General features: G+C 59.0%; 17 protein-coding genes. 11 read left to right on the top strand and 6 right to left on the bottom strand.

The window, feature by feature from the left end; translation table 11 throughout:
- Positions 1 to 109 precede the first annotated feature (109 nt).
- The 10 genes from nuoG to PSH88_RS11240 all read left to right on the top strand — a co-directional run bounded on the left by nuoG (position 110) and on the right by PSH88_RS11240 (position 12,592).
- Positions 110 to 2,824: an NADH-quinone oxidoreductase subunit NuoG gene (gene nuoG / locus PSH88_RS11285; RefSeq protein ID WP_305426260.1), complete on the top strand. Its 2,715-nt coding sequence runs from the start codon at positions 110 to 112 to the stop codon at positions 2,822 to 2,824.
- Positions 2,821 to 3,828 (top strand): NADH-quinone oxidoreductase subunit NuoH, encoded by a 1,008-nt coding sequence (gene nuoH, locus PSH88_RS11280; protein ID WP_008014900.1) that lies wholly within the window; start codon positions 2,821 to 2,823, stop codon positions 3,826 to 3,828. The genes nuoG and nuoH overlap by 4 nt, the downstream gene beginning before the upstream one ends.
- Positions 3,829 to 3,840: 12 nt before the next feature.
- Complete coding sequence (nuoI, locus tag PSH88_RS11275) at positions 3,841 to 4,386, top strand: NADH-quinone oxidoreductase subunit NuoI (protein ID WP_198044941.1); 546 nt, start codon at positions 3,841 to 3,843, stop codon at positions 4,384 to 4,386.
- A gap of 9 nt (positions 4,387 to 4,395) precedes the next feature.
- Positions 4,396 to 4,899 carry an NADH-quinone oxidoreductase subunit J gene (nuoJ, locus tag PSH88_RS11270; protein ID WP_007905076.1) on the top strand — a complete coding sequence of 168 codons (504 nt, stop codon included), beginning with the start codon at positions 4,396 to 4,398 and terminating at the stop codon, positions 4,897 to 4,899.
- Between the two features lie 2 nt (positions 4,900 to 4,901).
- Positions 4,902 to 5,210, top strand: coding sequence for an NADH-quinone oxidoreductase subunit NuoK (gene nuoK, locus PSH88_RS11265; RefSeq protein WP_007940879.1), 309 nt, complete (start codon positions 4,902 to 4,904; stop codon positions 5,208 to 5,210).
- Entirely contained in the window at positions 5,207 to 7,060 is a 1,854-nt protein-coding gene (nuoL, locus tag PSH88_RS11260) for an NADH-quinone oxidoreductase subunit L (protein ID WP_305426259.1), read from the top strand. The genes nuoK and nuoL overlap by 4 nt, the downstream gene beginning before the upstream one ends.
- Positions 7,061 to 7,100: 40 nt before the next feature.
- Positions 7,101 to 8,633 (top strand): NADH-quinone oxidoreductase subunit M, encoded by a 1,533-nt coding sequence (gene nuoM, locus PSH88_RS11255; protein WP_030130913.1) that lies wholly within the window; start codon positions 7,101 to 7,103, stop codon positions 8,631 to 8,633.
- Positions 8,634 to 8,640: 7 nt separating this feature from the next.
- Positions 8,641 to 10,104 carry an NADH-quinone oxidoreductase subunit NuoN gene (nuoN, locus tag PSH88_RS11250; protein ID WP_030130912.1) on the top strand — a complete coding sequence of 488 codons (1,464 nt, stop codon included), beginning with the start codon at positions 8,641 to 8,643 and terminating at the stop codon, positions 10,102 to 10,104.
- A 264-nt stretch (positions 10,105 to 10,368) separates the two neighbouring features.
- A complete protein-coding gene (locus PSH88_RS11245) occupies positions 10,369 to 11,706 on the top strand; it encodes a hypothetical protein (RefSeq protein WP_305426258.1) in 1,338 nt (445 codons plus the stop codon).
- A gap of 91 nt (positions 11,707 to 11,797) precedes the next feature.
- Positions 11,798 to 12,592: a hypothetical protein gene (locus tag PSH88_RS11240; protein ID WP_305426257.1), complete on the top strand. Its 795-nt coding sequence runs from the start codon at positions 11,798 to 11,800 to the stop codon at positions 12,590 to 12,592.
- Between the two features lie 91 nt (positions 12,593 to 12,683).
- On the opposite strand, the gene PSH88_RS11235 is transcribed toward PSH88_RS11240, so the two are convergent.
- The gene (locus PSH88_RS11235; RefSeq protein ID WP_305426256.1) at positions 12,684 to 13,064 is read right to left on the bottom strand and encodes a DUF6124 family protein; all 381 of its coding nucleotides are present in this window, start codon (positions 13,062 to 13,064) and stop codon (positions 12,684 to 12,686) included.
- Positions 13,065 to 13,225: 161 nt separating this feature from the next.
- The gene (locus tag PSH88_RS11230; RefSeq protein ID WP_305422598.1) at positions 13,226 to 14,485 is read right to left on the bottom strand and encodes an IS256 family transposase; all 1,260 of its coding nucleotides are present in this window, start codon (positions 14,483 to 14,485) and stop codon (positions 13,226 to 13,228) included.
- Between the two features lie 646 nt (positions 14,486 to 15,131).
- On the opposite strand from PSH88_RS11230, the gene PSH88_RS11225 reads away from it, so the two are divergent.
- The gene (locus PSH88_RS11225) at positions 15,132 to 16,457 is read left to right on the top strand and encodes an OprD family porin (RefSeq protein WP_305426255.1); all 1,326 of its coding nucleotides are present in this window, start codon (positions 15,132 to 15,134) and stop codon (positions 16,455 to 16,457) included.
- Positions 16,458 to 16,670: 213 nt separating this feature from the next.
- Here the strand turns inward: PSH88_RS11225 and PSH88_RS11220 are convergent, their stop codons facing one another.
- The 4 genes from PSH88_RS11220 to PSH88_RS11205 form a co-directional block, all read right to left on the bottom strand.
- Positions 16,671 to 17,051 (bottom strand): DUF6124 family protein, encoded by a 381-nt coding sequence (locus tag PSH88_RS11220; protein WP_305426254.1) that lies wholly within the window; start codon positions 17,049 to 17,051, stop codon positions 16,671 to 16,673.
- Positions 17,052 to 17,418: 367 nt separating this feature from the next.
- Complete coding sequence (locus tag PSH88_RS11215) at positions 17,419 to 17,751, bottom strand: DUF2790 domain-containing protein (protein WP_305426253.1); 333 nt, start codon at positions 17,749 to 17,751, stop codon at positions 17,419 to 17,421.
- Between the two features lie 79 nt (positions 17,752 to 17,830).
- On the bottom strand, positions 17,831 to 18,031 hold the full coding sequence (locus PSH88_RS11210) for a co-regulatory protein PtrA N-terminal domain-containing protein (RefSeq protein ID WP_305426252.1): 201 nt from the start codon (positions 18,029 to 18,031) through the stop codon (positions 17,831 to 17,833).
- Between the two features lie 176 nt (positions 18,032 to 18,207).
- Complete coding sequence (locus tag PSH88_RS11205) at positions 18,208 to 21,360, bottom strand: CusA/CzcA family heavy metal efflux RND transporter (RefSeq protein WP_305426251.1); 3,153 nt, start codon at positions 21,358 to 21,360, stop codon at positions 18,208 to 18,210.
- Positions 21,361 to 21,364 lie beyond the last annotated feature (4 nt).

Below are 21,364 nucleotides of genomic sequence, written 5' to 3'. Positions count from 1 at the left end.
CTTCGTCTTCTCGTGTGATGACGCCGTAAACGGCTGTGTTGATTCACGCGAATAACAAGATTCCATTAGCCACGCCCGCTGACACCGGGCCAACGAAGAACTTTGAACCATGGCCACTATCCACGTAGACGGCAAAGAGCTCGAAGTCGATGGGGCAGACAACCTGTTACAGGCATGTCTGTCGCTAGGCCTCGATATCCCTTATTTCTGCTGGCACCCTGCCCTTGGCAGCGTTGGCGCTTGCCGCCAGTGCGCGGTCAAGCAGTACACCGACGAGAACGACAAGCGTGGTCGGATCGTCATGTCCTGCATGACCCCCGCCACCGACGGCAGCTGGATCTCCATCGACGACGAAGAAGCGAAAGTGTTTCGCGCCAGCGTCGTCGAATGGTTGATGACCAACCACCCTCACGACTGCCCGGTCTGTGAGGAAGGCGGTCACTGCCACCTGCAAGACATGACAGTGATGACCGGCCACAACGAGCGCCGTTACCGCTTCACCAAGCGTACCCACCAGAACCAGCAACTGGGCCCGTTCATTTCCCACGAAATGAACCGCTGCATCGCCTGCTATCGCTGCGTGCGCTTCTATAAGGACTACGCTGGCGGCACCGATCTCGGTGTGTTTGGCGCCCACGACAACGTGTACTTCGGTCGCGTTGAAGACGGCACCCTGGAAAGCGAGTTCTCCGGCAACCTCACCGAGGTCTGCCCGACCGGTGTGTTCACCGACAAGACTCACTCCGAGCGCTACAACCGTAAGTGGGACATGCAGTTCTCGCCGAGCATCTGCCATGGCTGCTCCAGCGGTTGCAACATCTCCCCGGGCGAGCGTTACGGCGAACTGCGTCGCATCGAAAACCGCTTCAACGGTTCGGTGAACCAGTACTTCCTGTGCGACCGTGGCCGTTTCGGCTATGGCTATGTCAACCGCGAAGACCGCCCGCGTCAGCCACTGCTGGCCAACGGCGCCAAGCTGGGCCTCGACGAAGCACTGGATAAAGCCGCTGACCTGCTGCGCGGTCGCAATATCGTTGGTATCGGTTCGCCGCGCGCCAGCCTCGAAAGCAACTACGCGTTGCTGGAACTGGTCGGCGCCGAGCACTTCTACTCCGGTATCGAAGCCTCGGAGCTGGAGCGCATTCGTCTGGTCATGCAGGTGCTCAAAGACAGTCCGCTGCCGATCCCGAACATGCGCGACATCGAAGATCACGATGCGATCTTCGTCCTCGGTGAAGACCTGACCCAAACTGCTGCGCGCATGGCCCTGGCCCTGCGTCAATCGGTCAAGGGCAAGGCCGAAGACATGGCCGACGCCATGCGCGTTCAGCCATGGCTCGACGCCGCGGTGAAGAACATCGGCCAGCACGCGCTGAACCCGCTGTTCATCGCCAGCCTGGCTGAAACCAAGCTCGACGACGTGGCTGAAGAATGCGTTCACGCCGCTCCCGACGACCTGGCCCGCATCGGTTTCGCCGTGGCTCACGCCCTCGACGCCAGCGCTCCAGCCGTAGAAGGCCTGGATATCGAAGCTCTGGAGCTGGCCAAGCGCATTGCCGACGCCCTGCTCGCAGCCAAGCGTCCGCTGATCATTGCCGGTACCTCGCTGGGTTCCAAGGCGCTGATCGAAGCCGCGGCGAACATCGCCAAGGCCCTGAAGCTGCGTGAGAAGAACGGTTCCATCAGCCTGATCGTGCCAGAGGCCAACAGCCTCGGCCTGGCCATGCTCGGTGGTGATTCGGTCGACGCAGCCCTGCAAGCGGTGATCGACGGTAAGGCCGATGCCATCGTCGTGCTGGAAAACGATCTGTACACCCGCACTGACAAAGCCAAGGTCGATGCTGCCCTGAACGCCGCGAAAGTGGTGATCGTGGCGGACCATCAGAAAACCGCCACCAGCGATCGCGCGCACCTGGTTCTGCCAGCCGCCAGCTTCGCTGAAGGCGACGGTACACTGGTCAGCCAGGAAGGCCGCGCCCAGCGTTTCTTCCAGGTCTTCGACCCGACTTACCTCGACGCAAGCATTCTTGTCCACGAAGGCTGGCGCTGGCTGCATGCCCTGCGTTCGACCCTGTTGAACCAGCCGATCGACTGGACCCAACTGGACCACGTCACCGCTGCCGTTGCTGCGAGCAAACCGCAACTGGCGCGCATCGTCGATGCCGCACCGTCCGCCGCGTTCCGCATCAAAGGCCTGAAACTGGCGCGCGAACCGCTGCGTTACAGCGGCCGGACCGCCATGCGCGCCGACATCAGCGTGCACGAACCGCGTACCTCCCAGGACAACGACACCGCATTTTCCTTCTCCATGGAAGGTTACTCGGGCTCGGTCGAACCGCGTCAGCAAGTGCCATTCGCCTGGTCTCCGGGCTGGAACTCGCCGCAAGCCTGGAACAAGTTCCAGGACGAAGTCGGTGGTCACATCCGCGCGGGCGACCCGGGCACTCGCCTGATCGAAAGCACCGGTGATTCGCTGAACTGGTTCGCCAGTGTTCCGCGCGCATTCAACCCGGCTCCGGGCACCTGGCAGGTCGTGCCGTTCTTCCATCTGTTCGGCAGCGAAGAGAACTCTTCCAAAGCCGCGCCGGTTCAAGAACGCATTCCAGCCCCATACCTGTCGCTGGCCAAGTCCGAAGCCGATCGTCTGGGTGTCAATGACGGTGCCCTGCTGAGCCTGAACGTGGCCGGCCAGACCCTGCGTCTGCCGCTGCGCATCAACGAAGAGCTGGGTGCCGGCCTGGTCGCATTGCCGGCCGGTATCGCCGGCATTCCGCCCGCGATCTTTGGCAAATCCGTTGACGGTCTGCAGGAGGCAGCGCTATGACCTGGTTCACTCCTGAAGTGATCGACGTAATCATCGCGGTCCTCAAGGCCATCGTGATTCTGCTCGCCGTGGTGGTGTGCGGTGCGCTGCTGAGCTGGGTCGAGCGTCGTCTGCTCGCCCTCTGGCAGGACCGTTACGGTCCGAACCGCGTCGGCCCGTTCGGCGCGTTCCAGATTGCGGCCGACATGATCAAGATGTTCTTCAAGGAAGACTGGACCCCGCCGTTCGCCGACAAAGTGATCTTCACGTTGGCACCGGTCGTGGCCATGAGCGCCTTGCTGATTGCCTTCGCGATCATCCCGATCACCCCGACCTGGGGCGTGGCGGATATCAACATCGGCATCCTGTTCTTCTTCGCCATGGCCGGTCTGTCGGTCTACGCGGTGCTGTTCGCCGGCTGGTCGAGCAACAACAAGTTCGCCCTGCTGGGCAGCTTGCGGGCCTCGGCACAAACCGTGTCGTACGAAGTGTTCATGGGTCTGTCGTTGATGGGCATCGTGATCCAGGTCGGCTCATTCAACATGCGCGACATCGTTGAATACCAGGCGCAGAACCTGTGGTTCGTCATTCCGCAGATATTCGGTTTCCTGACCTTCTTCATCGCTGGCGTCGCCGTGACTCACCGTCACCCGTTCGACCAGCCGGAAGCGGAACAGGAACTGGCCGACGGTTACCACATTGAATACGCCGGCATGAAATGGGGCATGTTCTTCGTCGGTGAATACATCGGCATCGTGCTGATTTCGGCGCTGCTGGTGACCTTGTTCTTCGGTGGCTGGCACGGTCCGTTCGGCATTCTGCCGCAGATCCCGTTCATCTGGTTCGCACTGAAAACCGCGTTCTTCATCATGTTCTTCATCCTGCTGCGCGCCTCGATTCCGCGCCCACGGTATGACCAAGTGATGGATTTCAGCTGGAAGTTCTGCCTGCCGCTGACCCTCGTCAACATGCTGGTGACCGCTGCGGTCGTGTTGCTCAACACGCCCGCCGTCGCGGCTCAGTGAGGATAGAGAATCATGAAGTACATTTTTGACATCGTGCATGGCTTCTTCACCCAGCTTCGCAGCCTGGTGATGATTTTCGGCCACGCCTTCCGCAAGCGCGACACGCTGCAGTACCCGGAAGAAGCCGTGTACCTGCCGCCGCGCTTCCGTGGGCGTATCGTGCTGACCCGCGACCCCGATGGCGAAGAGCGTTGTGTAGCCTGCAACCTGTGCGCCGTGGCGTGCCCGGTGGGTTGCATCTCGCTGCAGAAAGCTGAAACCGATGACGGTCGCTGGTACCCGGAGTTTTTCCGTATCAACTTCTCGCGCTGCATTTTCTGCGGCCTCTGCGAGGAAGCCTGCCCGACCACCGCGATCCAGCTGACACCGGATTTCGAGATGGCCGAGTTCAAACGTCAGGACCTGGTGTACGAGAAAGAAGATCTGCTGATCTCCGGCCCCGGCAAAAACCCTGATTACAACTTCTATCGTGTTGCAGGTATGGCGATTGCCGGTAAGCCAAAAGGCTCCGCGCAGAATGAAGCCCAGCCGATCAACGTGAAGAGCTTGCTGCCTTAAGGAAGAAAGATGGAATTCGCTTTCTATTTCGCATCGGGTATCGCTGTTGTGTCCACGCTTCGCGTGATCACCAACACCAACCCCGTGCACGCCCTGCTCTACCTGATCATTTCGTTGATCGCCGTGGCCATGACGTTCTTCGCCCTCGGCGCACCATTTGCCGGTGTACTGGAAGTGATCGCCTACGCCGGCGCCATCATGGTGCTGTTCGTGTTCGTGGTGATGATGCTGAACCTGGGCCCCGCCTCGGTTCAGCAAGAGCGCGTCTGGCTCAAGCCCGGTATCTGGCTGGGCCCGGTCGCACTCGGCACCCTGCTGCTGGTTGAACTGCTGTACGTGCTGTTCAGCGACGCCAGCGGTCAGGCCATCGGCCACACCACCGTAGACGCGAAGGCCGTGGGCATCAGCCTGTTCGGTCCGTATCTGCTGGTGGTCGAACTCGCCTCGATGCTGCTGCTCGCTGCAGCCGTCACGGCGTTCCACTTGGGCCGCAACGAAGCCAAGGAGCAATGACGATGCCTGCTATCCCTTTGGAGCATGGTCTGGCGGTCGCCGGCATCCTGTTCTGCCTCGGTCTGGTCGGCCTGATGGTCCGGCGCAACATTCTCTTCGTGCTGATGAGCCTGGAGGTCATGATGAATGCTTCCGCGTTGGCGTTCATCGTTGCCGGTAGCCGCTGGGCGCAGCCAGATGGACAGATCATGTTCATCCTGGTGATCAGCCTGGCAGCCGCCGAGGCCAGTATTGGCCTGGCGATTCTGTTGCAGCTGTATCGCCGCTTCCACACTCTCGATATCGACGCTGCCAGCGAGATGCGCGGATGAACCTTCTCTATCTGACTTTCGTATTCCCTCTCATAGGTTTCCTGCTGCTGGCGTTCTCACGCGGTCGCTGGTCGGAAAACCTTTCGGCGCTGATCGGCGTCGGCTCCATTGGCCTGTCGGCAATCGTCACTGCTTACATAATCTGGCAGTTCAACGTTGCGCCACCTGAAGGCGGTCACTACACCCAAGTGTTGTGGCAGTGGATGGCGGTAGAAGGCTTCACGCCTAACTTCGCGCTGTACCTGGATGGTCTGTCCCTGACCATGCTCGGTGTGGTGGTTGGCGTCGGCTTCCTGATCCACTTGTTCGCGTCTTGGTACATGCGCGGTGAAGCCGGTTACTCGCGCTTCTTCGCCTACACCAACCTGTTTATCGCCAGCATGCTGTTCCTGGTCCTGGCCGATAACCTGCTGTTTGTGTACTTCGGCTGGGAAGGCGTGGGCCTGTGCTCGTACCTGTTGATCGGTTTCTACTACAGCAATCGCAACAACGGTAACGCAGCACTCAAAGCCTTCATCGTGACCCGGGTCGGCGACGTGTTCATGGCCATCGGCCTGTTCATCCTGTTCCAACAGTTGGGCACGCTGAACATCCAGGAACTGCTGGTCAAGGCACCTGAGCACTTCAAGGCCGGTGACTTCTGGATCGTTCTGGCGACCCTGATGCTGCTGGGCGGCGCTGTCGGTAAATCCGCGCAACTGCCGCTGCAAACCTGGCTGGCGGATGCGATGGCCGGCCCTACTCCGGTTTCGGCACTGATCCACGCCGCGACCATGGTGACCGCCGGTGTCTACCTGATCGCCCGTACCCACGGCCTGTTCGCGCTGGCGCCGGATATCCTGCACCTGGTGGGTGTGGTGGGTGGCGTGACGCTGGTGCTGGCAGGTTTTGCCGCACTGGTTCAGACCGACATCAAACGTATTCTCGCCTACTCGACCATGAGCCAGATCGGCTACATGTTCCTGGCCTTGGGCGTGGGTGCATGGGATGGCGCGATTTTCCACCTGATGACCCACGCCTTCTTCAAGGCGCTGCTGTTCCTTGCATCCGGTGCGGTGATCGTTGCCTGCCACCACGAGCAGAACATCTTCAAGATGGGCGGCCTGTGGAAGAAACTGCCACTGGCCTACGCCAGCTTCATCGTCGGCGGCGCGGCCCTGGCGGCCTTGCCTCTGGTGACCGCGGGCTTCTACTCCAAGGATGAAATCCTCTGGGAAGCATTCGCCAGCGGTAACCAGGGTCTGCTTTATGCAGGTCTGGTCGGTGCCTTCATGACCTCGCTGTACACCTTCCGCCTGATCTTCATCGCGTTCCACGGTGAAGCGAAGACCGAAGCCCATGCCGGTCACGGCATTGCTCACTGGCTGCCACTGTCGGTGCTGATCGTACTGTCGACGTTCGTCGGCGCGATGATCGTTCCGCCGCTGCACGGTGTACTGCCAGAAAGCGTCGGCCATGCCGGCGGCGAAGCCAAGCACAGTCTGGAAATCGCCTCGGGCGCCATCGCCCTGGCCGGTATCCTGCTGGCCGCGCTGCTGTTCCTCGGCAAGCGTCGCTTCGTCACCGCCATCGCCAACAGCGGCGTCGGCCGCTTCCTTTCGGCCTGGTGGTTCGCTGCCTGGGGCTTCGACTGGATCTACGACAAACTGTTCGTCAAGCCTTACCTTGCGATCAGCCACATTCTGCGCAAAGACCCGCTCGACCAGACTATCGGTCTGATCCCGCGTATGGCCAAAGGCGGTCACACCGCCCTGAGCCGCACCGAGACCGGTCAATTGCGTTGGTATGCCGCCTCGATGGCTGCTGGTGCCGTGCTGGTAATCGGCGCCGTCGTGCTGGTAGCGGTCTGACTATGAACCTTGCGAACTTGCGAAAGGAAACGAGCCCGTCATGATTCTGCCCTGGCTAATCCTGATCCCCTTCATCGGCGGCCTGCTGTGCTGGATGGGTGAGCGCTTCGGCGCCACCCTCCCCCGCTGGATTGCGCTGATCACCATGTCCCTGTTGCTCTCCCTCGGCCTCTGGCTGTGGGCCAACGGTGATTATTCATTTGCCCCGGCGCCTGGCGCCGACCCGACCTGGGCGCTTGAGTTCAAGCACGTCTGGATCCAGCGCTTCGGCATCAACGTGCACCTGGCCCTCGACGGCCTGTCGCTATTGATGATCCTGCTGACCGGCTTGCTGGGTGTCCTCTCGGTACTCTGCTCGTGGAAAGAGATCCAGCGTCACGTGGGCTTCTTCCACCTGAACCTGATGTGGATCCTGGGCGGTGTCGTCGGCGTGTTCCTCGCCCTCGACCTGTTCATGTTCTTCTTCTTCTGGGAAATGATGCTGGTGCCGATGTACTTCCTCATCGCGCTCTGGGGTCACAGTTCTTCGGATGGCAAGAAAACCCGGATCTACGCGGCGACCAAGTTCTTCATCTTCACTCAGGCTTCCGGCCTGATCATGTTGGTGGCGATCCTGGGTCTGGTACTGGTCAACTTCAACGACACCGGCGTGATTACCTTCAACTACGCCGATCTGTTGAAGACCAAGATGTCGATGACCACCGAGTACATCCTGATGCTCGGCTTCTTCATCGCCTTCGCGGTCAAGTTGCCCGTCGTACCGTTCCACTCCTGGTTGCCTGACGCTCACGCCCAGGCACCGACCGCGGGTTCCGTGGACCTGGCTGGTATCTTGTTGAAGACTGCGGCGTATGGCCTGCTGCGTTTCGCCCTGCCGTTGTTCCCGAATGCCTCGGCCGAGTTCGCGCCGTTCGCCATGGCCCTGGGTCTGATCGGGATCTTCTACGGTGCGTTCCTGGCCTTCGCGCAAACCGACATCAAGCGTCTGATTGCCTTCTCGTCCGTTTCCCACATGGGTTTCGTGCTGATCGGCATCTACTCCGGCAGCCAACTGGCGCTGCAGGGCGCGGTAATGCAGATGCTGGCACACGGTCTGTCGGCGGCGGCACTCTTTATCCTCTCCGGTCAGCTGTACGAGCGTACCCACACCCGCGATATGCGTGAGATGGGTGGCCTGTGGTCGAAGATCGCTTACCTGCCCGCCCTCAGCCTGTTCTTCGCCGCCGCGTCGCTGGGCTTGCCGGCGACCGGTAACTTTGTCGGTGAGTTCCTGATCCTGATCGGCACCTTCGCCAGCGCCCCATGGATCACCGTGATTGCGACGTCCGGCCTGGTGTTCGGTTCGGTCTACTCGCTGATCATGGTCCACCGTGCCTTCTTCGGCCCGTCGAAATCGGACGCGGTGCTGCATGGCATGGACGGTCGCGAACTGATCATGGTGGTTGGACTTGCGGCGCTGCTGATCTACATCGGCGTGTACCCGCAACCGTTCCTCGATACCTCTGCCGCGACGATGCATGGCGTGCAGCAGTGGCTCGGCACCGCCTTCACTCAACTCGCTTCGGCCCGGTAAGAGCGCTATGGAATTCACGACTCAACACTTTATCGCGCTTGCGCCGTTGTTGATCACCAGCGCCACGATCATCGTGGTGATGCTGGCTATCGCATGGCGCCGCAACCACTCACAGACCTTCCTGCTGTCGGTGGCAGGTCTGAACCTGGCTTTGCTGTCGATCCTGCCAGCCCTGAAAGTCGCGCCGCTGGCCGTGACGCCATTGCTGCAGATCGACACCTTCGCCTGCCTGTACATGGCGCTGATCCTGGTCGCCACCCTCGCCTGTGTGACCCTCGCCCACGCCTACCTGGGCGATGGCGGTTCGGGTTACCCGGGCAACCGTGAAGAACTTTACCTGCTGATCCTGATGGCCGCCGCCGGTGGCCTGGTACTGGTCAGCGCGCAGCACTTGGCAGGGTTGTTCATCGGTCTGGAACTGCTCTCGGTACCGGTTTACGGTCTGGTGGCGTATGCCTTCTTCAACAAGCGCTCGCTGGAAGCCGGTATCAAGTACATGGTGCTGTCGGCCGCCGGTTCCGCGTTCCTGTTGTTCGGCATGGCCCTGCTCTACGCCGACGCTGGCAGCCTGAGCTTCAACGGCATCGGTCAGGCCCTCGCGGCCACCGGTCTGCCAAGCTCGCTGGCTCAACTGGGCCTGGGCATGATGCTGATCGGTCTGGCGTTCAAGTTGTCGCTGGTACCGTTCCACCTCTGGACCCCGGACGTTTACGAAGGTGCTCCGGCACCGGTGGCAGCGTTCCTGGCCACCGCGTCGAAAGTCGCCGTGTTCGCGGTGATGGTGCGTCTGTTCCAGATCTCGCCAGCGGCGAGCAGTGGCGTGCTGAGCGATGTGCTGACCATCATCGCCATCGCGTCGATCCTGTTCGGTAACCTGCTGGCACTGACCCAGAGCAACCTCAAGCGTCTGCTGGGTTACTCGTCCATCGCTCACTTCGGTTACCTGCTGATCGCCCTGGTGGCGAGCAAAGGCCTGGCCGTTGAAGCCATCGGCGTGTACCTGGTCACCTACGTGATCACCAGCCTCGGCGCGTTCGGTGTAATTACCCTGATGTCCTCGCCGTACAACGGCCGTGACGCGGATGCCCTGTACGAATACCGCGGCCTGTTCTGGCGCCGTCCGTACCTGACCGCCGTCCTGACCGTGATGATGCTGTCCCTGGCCGGTATCCCGCTGACCGCGGGCTTCATCGGCAAGTTCTACATCATCGCTACCGGTGTCGAATCGCAGCAATGGTGGCTGGTTGGCTCCCTGGTACTGGGCAGCGCCATCGGCGTCTTCTACTACCTGCGTGTGATGGTCACCCTGTACCTGATGGAACCAAACCTGCGTCGCCACGATGCGCAACTGCACTGGGAACAACGTGCAGGCGGCGTGATGCTGCTGGCGATCGCCGTACTGGCGTTCTTCCTTGGGCTGTATCCACAGCCGCTGCTGAACCTGGTTCAGCAATCGGGGTTGGCGGGTTGATCGCTTAAGCGATTCTCGGTAACAAACAAAAACGGCACCTTCGGGTGCCGTTTTTGCGTTTGTGGGATTTGTTTCTGCTGCCCTTCCCTTCTTCTGCAATCTCCGAAGCTCTCGCCGAATTGTCCGCTTCGTCCTACAGTTTTATTGCCTAACCTGTGGCGCGCGGATAAATCGGATTTCCCCTACGCCTAAAACAGAATCACCCGGCATTCAAACTTGAGGCTGCTCGCCAAAGTCCCCCGTTTTACGGATCGGGACACGAACGTGACCAGACTCATCCCCAAAAGTGAACTCCATGGCCAACGCGACCAAGTACTCGACACCTACCAAGCCATGGACGACTTCCGACAGGCACTGAACCGCCCGGACGATCTGCCTGGCTTCGACGAACTGCTAAACGCAGTGGGCCTCAATCGCTCCAACTACATGCAAGGGGCCAACCAGCGAAAACTCATCGATGCCGTCAGTAACGGTGACTGGGCAATGGTGAAGCCGCGCGTCGCTGCGGATAACGGCGGAGCCTCCTGGAACGCCTTCAAACCCAAACCCGAGCCAGCACCGGCAGAGCATCTGGTGGAAGAACACGCCTTCACCCTGCCCAAACCGGCAGAGTCCGGCTTCCACATCGTCCAGACACCCATGACCCTCGAAGCGCTGGAACGCTCGCTGTACGAAATCACACCCAGCGATGTGCTGCGCCGCGAGTTCCGCTCGCTCAATCGACATCTCGGTGAACGGGTAAAGCCAGGGCAAATGGTTATCTTCAGCGACTCGCGCAACTACATGTGCCGGCGCGAAGAGGCGCAGATGATGGCAGCAGCGGAGAAAGTGAATGAAGCGCTGAAGGATCTGACGGATGAAGAGGCTTCATTCATGGTTGAGTACCATGAGGTGATTGAGCCGTTTTTGGGAGTTTCTTCCGGAGCGTTGGGTGTTGCATCGTTTATGGTGGGTCAGCATATGGAAACGCTTAAGAACACGCTTAAAGAACTTGAGCGGTTACACATAGAGCAGTACCGCCAGCATGGACACCTGAAGTCGCCGGATTTTTTTGCGAAACGCAAAAGGTTGATGACGAAACTGGATGCCGGTTTAGAGCCTTTGGTTCGTAAGACTACGGGCCTAGCGGATCATCCAAAACTTAAACGGGTACTAGGCTTGTCCACGCGAAGGATCGTGCACAACTGGAACAAGGCTGGTGCACCGGCTCAGTTACCAGGCTACGCAACACATATCGAAGGCGTGGCGCAAGCTTCTAAATACTTGAAGGCAGGCGGCTATGTAGCAATTGGGCTGGGGGCTGGTTCTGCGGCGACGAAGATTTACGAAACGTGTCGCACTGGGCGCGAGGAGGAATGTCGTCAGGCGAAATTTGTGGAGGGTTCGAAACTATCTGGAAACGTTGTAGGCGGAATGATAGCGGGCCGACTAGCCCCAACTCTTGCGCCAATGACATGTGCCGCAATTGGAGTGGGGACAGCCGGAACGGGAGGAGTAGTTTGCATGTTGGTTGTGAGTGGCATGCTGGCTGCGCAAATGGGAGACAGCGGTAGCCATGCTGGAGAATTTTTCGGTGAGAAACTGTACGAGGTGAATGAGTAATGCACCTCGACCGGATAATTGGCCACGTTAATGCGTTTTGCATCTTGTGGGGACTTGGCACTCTGGTTTGGATAGATGCGAAGGATTACCTGTGATTGGCCCTCATCTTGATTTTATTTACCTCTCATCATGGGGAGTTGTACTTCTACTTATTTTCCTCAGCGAGGCAATCGTGTTGTTTGCCGCCTATTTTCGGCTTGATCAAATGGAGCGGCACTTCATTGCATCTCATCTTGTGAGCATTAATCGAAAAACGTTGGGAAATGGGCTATGGGGAAGAATGAAAAGGGTTAGGCAGATAGGAGCATTAACAGGCCGTTTTACACATTTCCAAATGCTAGATCCGTATGCTGTCATGGAGGCCGAGATTTTTCCTGAGCACCTGAAAAAATGGGGAAAGATTCCAGGACACCTGATGCGAGCCGCTCTGACCGGTGCTGGGTTACTCTTGATTTGGCTCGGTTTCGACTGGTTACGCATGACAGTTTCCAAACCGACGAGCGACCTGAAATTGCTCTGTATCGCCACATTGATCGCTTGTGTTGTCCTGGCCTTGTTGGCTGTGATCGCAAAGATATACGTCAGCTTTTTCAAACTGGCTGAGATTGAGTCTTTCCTGAAAGAATCGTACTTCGTCGCTCGCAATCGTCGAGTGATGGGAAACGGCGCGTATGGCCGCTACTGTCGCTTGTCCCACATTTCCACCATGCTTTTGCTGGACGATGACTTTTTGTCGGACAGTGATCCCCATGCAATGGATGAGATCGCTCGTTTTCCCTTACCCCTGCGACGTTTGGTCATTATTCCCACCCGGATGCTGGCCTATTCTTTTCTAGGTTATTGCGTGTTCCATCTCAGCGGAAAATTCTTCGGGGTACTTGCCTAAAACCAGCGAATAGTTTTGCCAGTCCTTTCAATAAAAAACGCGGCCCTTCTAGCGCCGCGTTTTTTTGCTTCTTTAAGAACCGTCGTCGCGACTACTCACCCGGCTCAACGTTATCCAACGCCTGATTCACCGCCAACTCTCCCAACATGACCACTTGCGCAATACCCAACAGAGTCTTGCGATGTGTGCCTTCCAGCAGAGCGGCGAAGTCACCGAGCATGACCGTAGCCGAGGACAATGACTCGCTGGCACTGGCCAGCAGGGATTCAGTGTCGGCTTTGGGATTGGCGAAAAACATCTGATTGGGGGTGTAGGGCGTGGCCATGACGTGGGCGGTAGGATTCAGGTAGTAATCGAGCGCACGTTCGGCGGCTTCGTGGAGTTTTTTGGCGTCGATGGAGGCGTAGGGGGATGTTGGGTCGGTGTCCGTAGCTGTGTTTGCTTCGGGAGGATTGGGTGTTGGTTTTTTCATGATGTTTCTCTCTCTATGATAGTTGCAGCTGGCCCATTCGGTTTCCAAGCGAATGGGTGACAGCTGTACGCAGGTTGGAAACCCGGGAGAGAGCAACCCGGGGAGTGTCAGATTTTTTGTGTGCGGGCCGGTAACGGCCTGCCATAAGGCAAGCCCTCATTTCACCAGTTTGACCTGGTAAATCGATCGCCATAAAGAATCGCAAACTGATTCATTGCGCTCTTCCAGTCGTGCGCTGCGCTGCCCCAATTGGCCGTGATGTTTTGCAGTGCCAGCCAGATCAGCTTCGTCGCTGCATCATCAGTCGGGAAGTGGCCTCTTGTCTTGATGATCTTGCGCAACTGAGCATTGATGCTCTCGATGGCGTTAGTGGTGTAGATCACTTTTCGGATGGCAGGCGGGAAGACAAAAAACGGGATGACTCGATCCCAGGCACGTCTCCAAGCGGCTACGACTGTTGGGTATTGTTTGCCCCAAGGCCCCGTTTCAAATGCGTCCAGAGCTTGCTCGGCAGCTTCAACGTTAAGCGCCTGATAAACCGGCTTGAGGGCTTTGGCCAACTCGCGGCGCTTGTCCCAGGAGGCGTAATCAAGACTGTTACGGATCAGGTGCACGATGCAGGTCTGCAAGGTCGTCGTCGGAAACACCGCACTCAAGGCTTCTGGCATGCCTTTAAGGCCGTCAGTTACCGCGATCAATACATCCTCAACGCCACGGGTCTTGAGGTCGTTGAAGACCTTCATCCAGAACTTGGCCCCCTCAGTGGTCTCAATCCAGATGCCCAAAATGTCTCGGGTGCCGTCCGGCAGCACGCCCAGAGCCAGGTAGATGGCCTTGTTGCGAACCAGTCCTTCCTCACGGATTTTGACCCGCAGCGCATCGAAGAAAATCACCGGATACATCGGCTCAAGCGGGCGTTGTTGCCAGGCAGTCACTTCCTCCAACACTGCGTCAGTGACCGAGCTGATGAAATCATGGGAAACATCGGTCCCGTACTGCTCCGAAAGGAATGCCCGGATCTCTCGGACGGTCATGCCACGGGCGTACATGGCAATGATTTTGTCGTCGAAGCCCGTGAACCGACGCTCATGCTTGGGGATCAGCATTGGCGCGAAGCTGCCATCGCGATCCCGAGGAATGTCCAGACGCAGCGGGCCATCATCGGTCAGCACGGTCTTGCTGCTTTTGCCGTTGCGCTGGTTACTCGACTCCTCAGGGCGCTCCGCGCCCTGAGGGTAGCCAAGGTGGTGACCCAGCTCCGCGCCAAGGGCTCGCTCGATAAGCGCCTTTTTGAACGCCATGGATGCGTCCTGAATCGCCTCGGCGCTCATTGGGCCTTTAACGAACTGATCGATCAGCTCCTTCGGAATCGAAGGAAGCTGGGTTTTGGCCTCCGAGGCCGGTTTCTTTTTGGTCGGCATACATGCTCCTTTTCAACATGTTATGCCCGAACACAAAATTTCTGACAGTCCCGCAACCCGGCAGACACGAAGGTCTCCCGCGTACAGCCGCCATAACAGAGTGCACACCATGAAGGTGCGCAAGCATACGTCATGAAAGGCGCTTTTGCGCTCTCTTACCCTCGGGGTTTCCAAGCCCGGTCGCTGAATTGGCAGCGACGAACACAGGCTAGAGACCGGGCGTCCGACGGACAACCTGAAAACATTGTGGGAAGGTTCTGTATTCCAGACACAACCTTTAAACATTTCGAATTGAAATACGCATGTGTAGCTGCCGAAGCTTCGGGTGCCGGTTTGCGTTTGTACGATTTTTTACCGCCGCACTCCCCTCCTCCTGCAATACCCGAAAGCTCTCGCCAGACTATCCGCCTCGTCCTACATCCAGCATTGCGCCTTGGGCTCTATCTTGAATGACTGATCTGGCTGTTCTGGTCTGATCGGGCAACACCACCCGCACATGACGAAATTGTAATTCCCCCATCACCTTGGCGTTATCCGCAGCTTGCAACGATGTCACCCGGCGACCATGCCGGCGGGCCCTTGCCCGCCGAACAATAAAACCCACGCCGAAGCACGTTCCCGTTCTGCCGAACCCAAGGAGTGATTGATGGTTAACAATACAAAAATGTCGATGGCCGCTTTAGCTGTGGTTGTCGGCTCCGGGCCGTCCATGGTGTTGGCGGAAGAAAAACCTGAGGGCTTTATCGAGGGCAGCAGCCTGACGGTGCTCAACCGCAACTTCTACTTCAATCGTGATCACCGCAACGGCCAGTCGAGTCCCACCGGCAATGGTTATTCCGAGGCCTGGGCCCACGCCGTTATCAGCAAGTTCGAATCAGGGTTTACCCAGGGCACCGTCGGGATCGGTGTCGATGCATTTGCGATGATCGGCCTGAAACTCGATACCGGCGACGGCCGAAACGGTGGCCGCAGTTCGTTTGATGTGCTGCCGGTCGATAGCGACGGTCAGGCGCGGGACGAATACACCAAGGTCGGTGGCGCCGCCAAAGTGCGCGCCTTCGATACGGTGGTGAAGGTCGGCGATGTGTTTCCGGCCAACCCGGTGGTTGCGGCGGGTGACTCCCGACTGTTGCCGGAAAGCTTCCGGGGTGTCACGGCCACCAACACGAGTATCGAAGGTCTGTCGGTACAGGGCGGTCGCCTGCATGCGATGAGCCAACCGGTGTCCAGCGACATGCGCGAAAACTTCGCGACTTTCTACGCAGGCCCGGTCAATTCGCCGTGGGTCGGCTATCTCGGTGGCGACTACGCGCTGAACAAAAACCTCAGTTTCAGCCTGTATTCAAGTCGCCTCAAGGACGCCTGGAATCAGTACTACGCCGGCACCGCATGGACTTATCCGCTGTCGGATGACCTGTCGTTGTTCGGTGGCCTGAACTATTACAAGGCGGTCGACGAAGGCAAACAACTGCTCGGTGAATTCGACAACAACATCTGGAGCGGCCGCGTCGGTGTGAAGCTCGGCGCCCACTCCGTTGCGTTATCGCACCAGCGCAACAACGGCAACGACGACTTCGATTACCTGCGCCAGTCCGACTCGATCTTCCTCGACAACTCCATCCAGTACAGCGACTTCAACTCGCCCAAGGAACGTTCGTGGATGGTGCGTTACGACCTCGACATGAGCCGCTATGGCGTGCCGGGTTTGTCGTTCATGACCCGTTACGGCCGTGGCACCGACGCCGACTACTCCAACGCCAACGCCGTGTACATGCGTCGCGATGCCGACGGCAACCCACTGACTGACCAGAAGCGCTGGGAGCGTGACATCGAAGTCAAATACGTGGTGCAGAGCGGCTCGCTGAAAGACATGTCGTTGCGTCTGCGCCAGGCCACCACCCGCGCCACGGCGTTTGAGTCAGATCTGGATGAGGTGCGGGTGATTGTCGAGTACCCGCTGGCGATTCTCTGACTTCAGGGTTTATGCAAATTCACCTTTAGAAGCTCCTTGCTCCTTTGGTAAGAGGTGAATCTTTTGGCGCCCTTCGGGGCGCCTTTTTTATGCCCGGTCTTTAACACACGGCGAAAAACTGTGGGAGCGGGCTTGCCCGCGATGGCGTCGGCACAATCCAACATCTTCGTCGACTGCCCCACCGCCATCGCGAGCAGGCTCGCTCCCACAGGGCTATGTAGTCACCTCGACGTTATCCAACGCCTGATTCACCGCCAACTCTCCCAACATGACCACTTGCGCAATACCCAACAGAGTCTTGCGATGTGGGCCTTCCAGCAGTGCGGCGAAGTCACCGAGCATGACCGTGGCCGAGGACAATGACTCGCTGGCATTGGCCAGCAGAGATTCGGTGTCGGCTTTGGGATTGGCGAAATACATCTGGTTGGGGGTGTAGGGCGTGGCCATGATGTGGGCGGTAGGGTTCAGGTAGTAATCGAGCGCACGTTCGGCGGCTTCGTCGAGTTTTTTGGAGTTGATGGTGGTGTAGGGGGACGTTGAGTTGGCGTCCGCAACGGCTTCTGTTTCGGGAGGATTTGGTGTTGGTTTTTTCATGCTGTATCTCCGTCTAACGGTGGAGCTGACCCATTCGGTTTCCGAACGAAGGGGGGGCAGCTGTACGCAGGTTGGAAACCCGGGGAACGGAGAACCCGGTTGACCCGAAGGTCTCCCGCGCACAGCCGCCATAACGGAGTGCACACATTGGAAGTGCGCAAGGATACGTTATGAAAGGCGCTTGTGCGCTCAGTTCTACTCGGGGTTTCCAATCCCGGTCGCTGAATTGGCAGCGACGAACACAGGCTAGAGACCGGACGTCCGACGGACAACCTGAAAACATTGTGGGAAGCGTCTGTACTTGCGCCACACCCGTTAAACATCCCGAATTGAAATACTCAACGTAGGTTGGAGACTCTCTGCGCCCTCACCCGCCCTGTCGGCGGCAATCGCCTGCCACCGTGTATTTGATGGTGTTGAGTTGGCCCTTTGAATCCTCATAGGTCATGGCAGTAGGCACCACGGCACAAGCAACTTGCGGCCGCACAACGCTCACCACTTTCACCACATCCAGTTTCATCCCGTATTCGTAGTCTTTCACCACCGGCGCAGGTTTGCCCTGGCTGGCAGCGTATTGCTCCATGGCTTGGGTGTTGGCGCTCAGCATCTTTTCGAATGTCCTGTCACCGCCACCTTCAGCGAGCACATTCAGGGATATCGCCATCACCCCGGCGAACGCAATCAACTTGATCAACTTCATATTCCGTACCTTCAAAACCCGGCTCATAAAAAAGCCCGGCATCGGAACTCGATGACGGGCTTGTTCAAGTGCGACACGCTTACAAGTCTTTGGTGTTGTCGTCTTTCTTTTCATTGACGACGACTGGGTCGCGGGCCTGTTCCTTGGCTACGAACAGCTCTACGGAGCGGTCATTGGCGGTCATCATCTTTTCGAAAGTTCGATCGCCGCCACCTTCAGCCAAAACAACGGAAGACATCACCAGCGCCGCCGCAAAGGCACTCAGTTGTGCAAATTTCATGTTTGATTCCTCGTTTAATTAACTGACGGGATCAAGGTAACAATCCGAACCTTTCGTGACGGTGGCGTGGAGATTACATATCCGTTATGTGGGAGGGGCAGTCATTGCAGCGTATTGATCACTCAGAAAATCTGCAGACTGAGAAATACCACAGGGGTTGTATTCACAGGGTTGGTTTAGAGGGTGGGAGTTACTTCCTCATCCCGTCGATGGGCCAGTTGATACAGCACAGGCAGTATCAGCAGCGTAAGAATGGTCGAAGACAGAATCCCGCCAATCACCACCGTCGCCAGCGGCCGCTGCACCTCCGCACCGGTGCCGGTTGCCAGGGCCATCGGAATGAAGCCCAGGGAAGCCACCAGCGCCGTCATCAGCACCGGCCGCAGACGTGTGAGCGCACCTTCGTTGATCGCATCACTGAGAGAGCGCCCCTCCTCGCGCAGGTTGCGGATAAACGCGATCATCACCAGACCGTTGAGCACCGCCACCCCCGACAGCGCAATGAAACCCACGCCCGCCGAGATCGACAGCGGAATGCCCCGCAGCCACAACGCCATGACACCACCCGTCAACGCAAACGGAATCCCGGTGAACACCAGCAAGCCGTCCTTGAGGTTGTTGAACATCATGAACAGCAGCCCGAACACTAACAGCAAGGCCACCGGCACCACGATCTGCAAGCGTTTGGCCGCCGACTGCAACTGCTCGAACTGCCCGCCCCAGCCGGTCCAGTAACCCGCCGGCACCTGCACATCGCGCTCGATCACCTCACCGGCCTCTTTAACGAAGGAGCCAATATCGCGCCCACGCACGTTGGCGCTGACGATCACCAGCCGCTTGCCGTTTTCGCGGCTGACCTGATTCGGCCCGAGCACCAGATCCAGGCTGGCGACGTCCTTGAGGGCGATGAAGCCAATCTGATCGGCAGCGCCATTCAGGGGCGCCGGCACCGGAATCAGCAGTGCCGACAAGCCGTCGATGTCCTTGCGCATGGCATCGGACAGACGCACCACCATGTCGAAACGCCGGTCGCCTTCATACAACGTGCCCGCCTGACGCCCGCCGACCGCCACCGCAATGGTGTCTTGCACGTCGCCGACGTTGAGCCCGTAACGCGCCGCCTTGTCGCGGTCGATGTTGATGGTCAGCACCGGCAGGCCGGTGGTTTGCTCGACCTTGACCTCGGACGCGCCGTTGACCTTCTGCATGGCGGTGGCGATCTTCGCCGCCGTGGCGTTGAGCACGTCCATGTCATCCCCGAACACCTTGACCGCCACATCGCTGCGCACGCCGGAGATCAGTTCGTTGAAGCGCAACTGGATCGGCTGCGACAGTTCATAGTTGCTGCCCGGCAGCGTCGCGGCGGCTTGTTGCAGTTCCGCCATCAGGGTCTCGCGGGACTTGCCCGGATCCGGCCACTGCTCTTTCGGCTTGAGCATCACATAGCTGTCGGAGATGTTCGGCGGCATCGGGTCGGAGGCGATTTCGGCGGTGCCGGTACGGGCGAACACGCGCTCGACTTCCGGCACCTTGTTGAGGATCAAGGTCTCCAGACGCTGCTGCATGTCCACCGATTGCGTGAGGCTCGTGCCCGGCACGCGCAAGGCTTGCAGGGCAAAATCGCCCTCACTGAGGCTCGGCACAAACTCGCTGCCCATGCGGCTGGTGAGCACGCCGCTGAGCACAATCACAGCCAGCGCCGCCCCCACCGCCATGGCGCGATGGGACATCACCCACGCCAGCGCCGGCGCATAAACGCGACGCGCGCCGCGCATGACCACGCCCTCTTCTTCCTTGACCTTGCCGGTGACAAACAACGCGATGGCCGCCGGCACAAAGGTCACCGACAACAGCATGGCGCCCAACAGCGCGATGACCACCGTAAAGGCCATCGGGTGGAACATTTTCCCTTCGACACCGCTCAGGGCGAAGATCGGCAGGTACACGACCATGATGATCAACTGGCCAAAAATCAGCGGCCGCCGCGCTTCTTTGGCCGCCGCGAATACTTCGTGGAAACGCTCGGAACGGCTCAGCAAACGCCCGTGATGCTGCTGCGCATGGGCCAGCCGTCGCAGGGTGTTTTCGACGATCACCACCGCGCCGTCGACGATGATGCCGAAGTCGAGGGCGCCGAGGCTCATCAGGTTGGCACTGACCTTGTTGCTGAACATGCCGGTGAAGGTGAAGAGCATCGACAGCGGAATCACCATCGCGGTGATCAACGCCGCGCGGATGTTGCCCAGAAACAGGAACAGAATCGCGATGACCAGAATCGCCCCTTCCACCAGGTTCTTCTTCACCGTGGCGATGGCCTTGTCCACCAGGTGCGTGCGGTCATACACCGGCACCGCGATCACGCCTTTGGGCAGGGAGCGGTTGATCTGTTCAAGCCTGGTCGCCACTGCCTGGGAGACCGTTCGGCTGTTTTCGCCGATCAGCATGAACACCGTGCCCAGCACCACTTCGCGACCGTTTTCGGTGGCGGCACCGGTGCGCAGTTCGCGGCCGATGTCCACGGTCGCGACATTCTTGATCCGGATCGGCGTCCCGTCGACATTGGCCATCACGATATTGGCGATGTCGTCGGTGCTCGCTACTTGCCCGGGCGCGCGAATCAGCAACTGCTCGCCGCTGCGCTCGATGTAACCGGCGCCAACGTTGGCGTTGTTGCGCTCCAGCGCCGTGACCAGATCGGTGAGGGTCAGTTTGTAGGCCGCCAGCCGTTTCGGGTCGGGGGCGATCTGGTACTCCTTGGCAAACCCGCCGATGGTGTTGATCTCGGCCACACCGGGCACGTTGCGCAATTGCGGCTTGATGATCCAGTCCTGAATCACCCGCAAATCGGTCGGCGTGTAGGCCGTGCCGTCGTCCTTGAGCGCGCCTTCCTGCGCCTCCACCGTCCACAAGAAAATCTCCCCGAGCCCGGTGGAAATCGGCCCCATCACCGCTTCCGCACCCTCGGGCAATTGCTCCTTGGCGATCTGCAAACGCTCGTTGACCAATTGGCGGGCAAAGAACAGATCGGTGCCGTCCTTGAAGATCACCGTGACCTGCGAGAGCCCCGAACGCGACAGCGAACGGGTCTGCTCCAGCGCCGGCAAACCGGCCATGGCGGTTTCAATCGGGAAGGTGATGCGCTGCTCGGTTTCCAGCGGCGAGAACCCGGCCGCGCCGGTGTTGATTTGCACCTGGACATTGGTGATGTCCGGCACGGCGTCGATCGGCAGCTTTTGGTAACTGGCGATGCCGAGGCCGGCCATGAGGAGAACGGCGAGCAGCACGATGATGCGCTGCTCGATAGCAAACTGGATCAGGCGTTCGAACATGAGA

The sequence above is a fragment of the Pseudomonas wuhanensis genome (assembly GCF_030687395.1).
GTDB lineage: Bacteria > Pseudomonadota > Gammaproteobacteria > Pseudomonadales > Pseudomonadaceae > Aquipseudomonas > Aquipseudomonas wuhanensis.
Note: the sequence above shows the minus strand (reverse complement) of the source record. Positions and strands in the feature narration are given on the sequence as shown.

Bases quoted from the DNA above. Each gene is read 5' to 3' on its own strand.
- nuoG (WP_305426260.1), top strand. From the start codon at position 110: ATGGCCACTATCCACGTAGACGGCAAAGAGCTCGAAGTCGATGGGGCA.
- nuoH (WP_008014900.1), top strand. From the start codon at position 2,821: ATGACCTGGTTCACTCCTGAAGTGATCGACGTAATCATCGCGGTCCTC.
- nuoI (WP_198044941.1), top strand. From the start codon at position 3,841: ATGAAGTACATTTTTGACATCGTGCATGGCTTCTTCACCCAGCTTCGC.
- nuoJ (WP_007905076.1), top strand. From the start codon at position 4,396: ATGGAATTCGCTTTCTATTTCGCATCGGGTATCGCTGTTGTGTCCACG.
- nuoK (WP_007940879.1), top strand. From the start codon at position 4,902: ATGCCTGCTATCCCTTTGGAGCATGGTCTGGCGGTCGCCGGCATCCTG.
- nuoL (WP_305426259.1), top strand. From the start codon at position 5,207: ATGAACCTTCTCTATCTGACTTTCGTATTCCCTCTCATAGGTTTCCTG.
- nuoM (WP_030130913.1), top strand. From the start codon at position 7,101: ATGATTCTGCCCTGGCTAATCCTGATCCCCTTCATCGGCGGCCTGCTG.
- nuoN (WP_030130912.1), top strand. From the start codon at position 8,641: ATGGAATTCACGACTCAACACTTTATCGCGCTTGCGCCGTTGTTGATC.
- PSH88_RS11235 (WP_305426256.1), bottom strand. From the start codon at position 13,064: ATGAAAAAACCAACACCCAATCCTCCCGAAGCAAACACAGCTACGGAC.
- PSH88_RS11230 (WP_305422598.1), bottom strand. From the start codon at position 14,485: ATGCCGACCAAAAAGAAACCGGCCTCGGAGGCCAAAACCCAGCTTCCT.
- PSH88_RS11225 (WP_305426255.1), top strand. From the start codon at position 15,132: ATGGTTAACAATACAAAAATGTCGATGGCCGCTTTAGCTGTGGTTGTC.
- PSH88_RS11220 (WP_305426254.1), bottom strand. From the start codon at position 17,051: ATGAAAAAACCAACACCAAATCCTCCCGAAACAGAAGCCGTTGCGGAC.
- PSH88_RS11215 (WP_305426253.1), bottom strand. From the start codon at position 17,751: ATGAAGTTGATCAAGTTGATTGCGTTCGCCGGGGTGATGGCGATATCC.
- PSH88_RS11210 (WP_305426252.1), bottom strand. From the start codon at position 18,031: ATGAAATTTGCACAACTGAGTGCCTTTGCGGCGGCGCTGGTGATGTCT.
- PSH88_RS11205 (WP_305426251.1), bottom strand. From the start codon at position 21,360: ATGTTCGAACGCCTGATCCAGTTTGCTATCGAGCAGCGCATCATCGTG.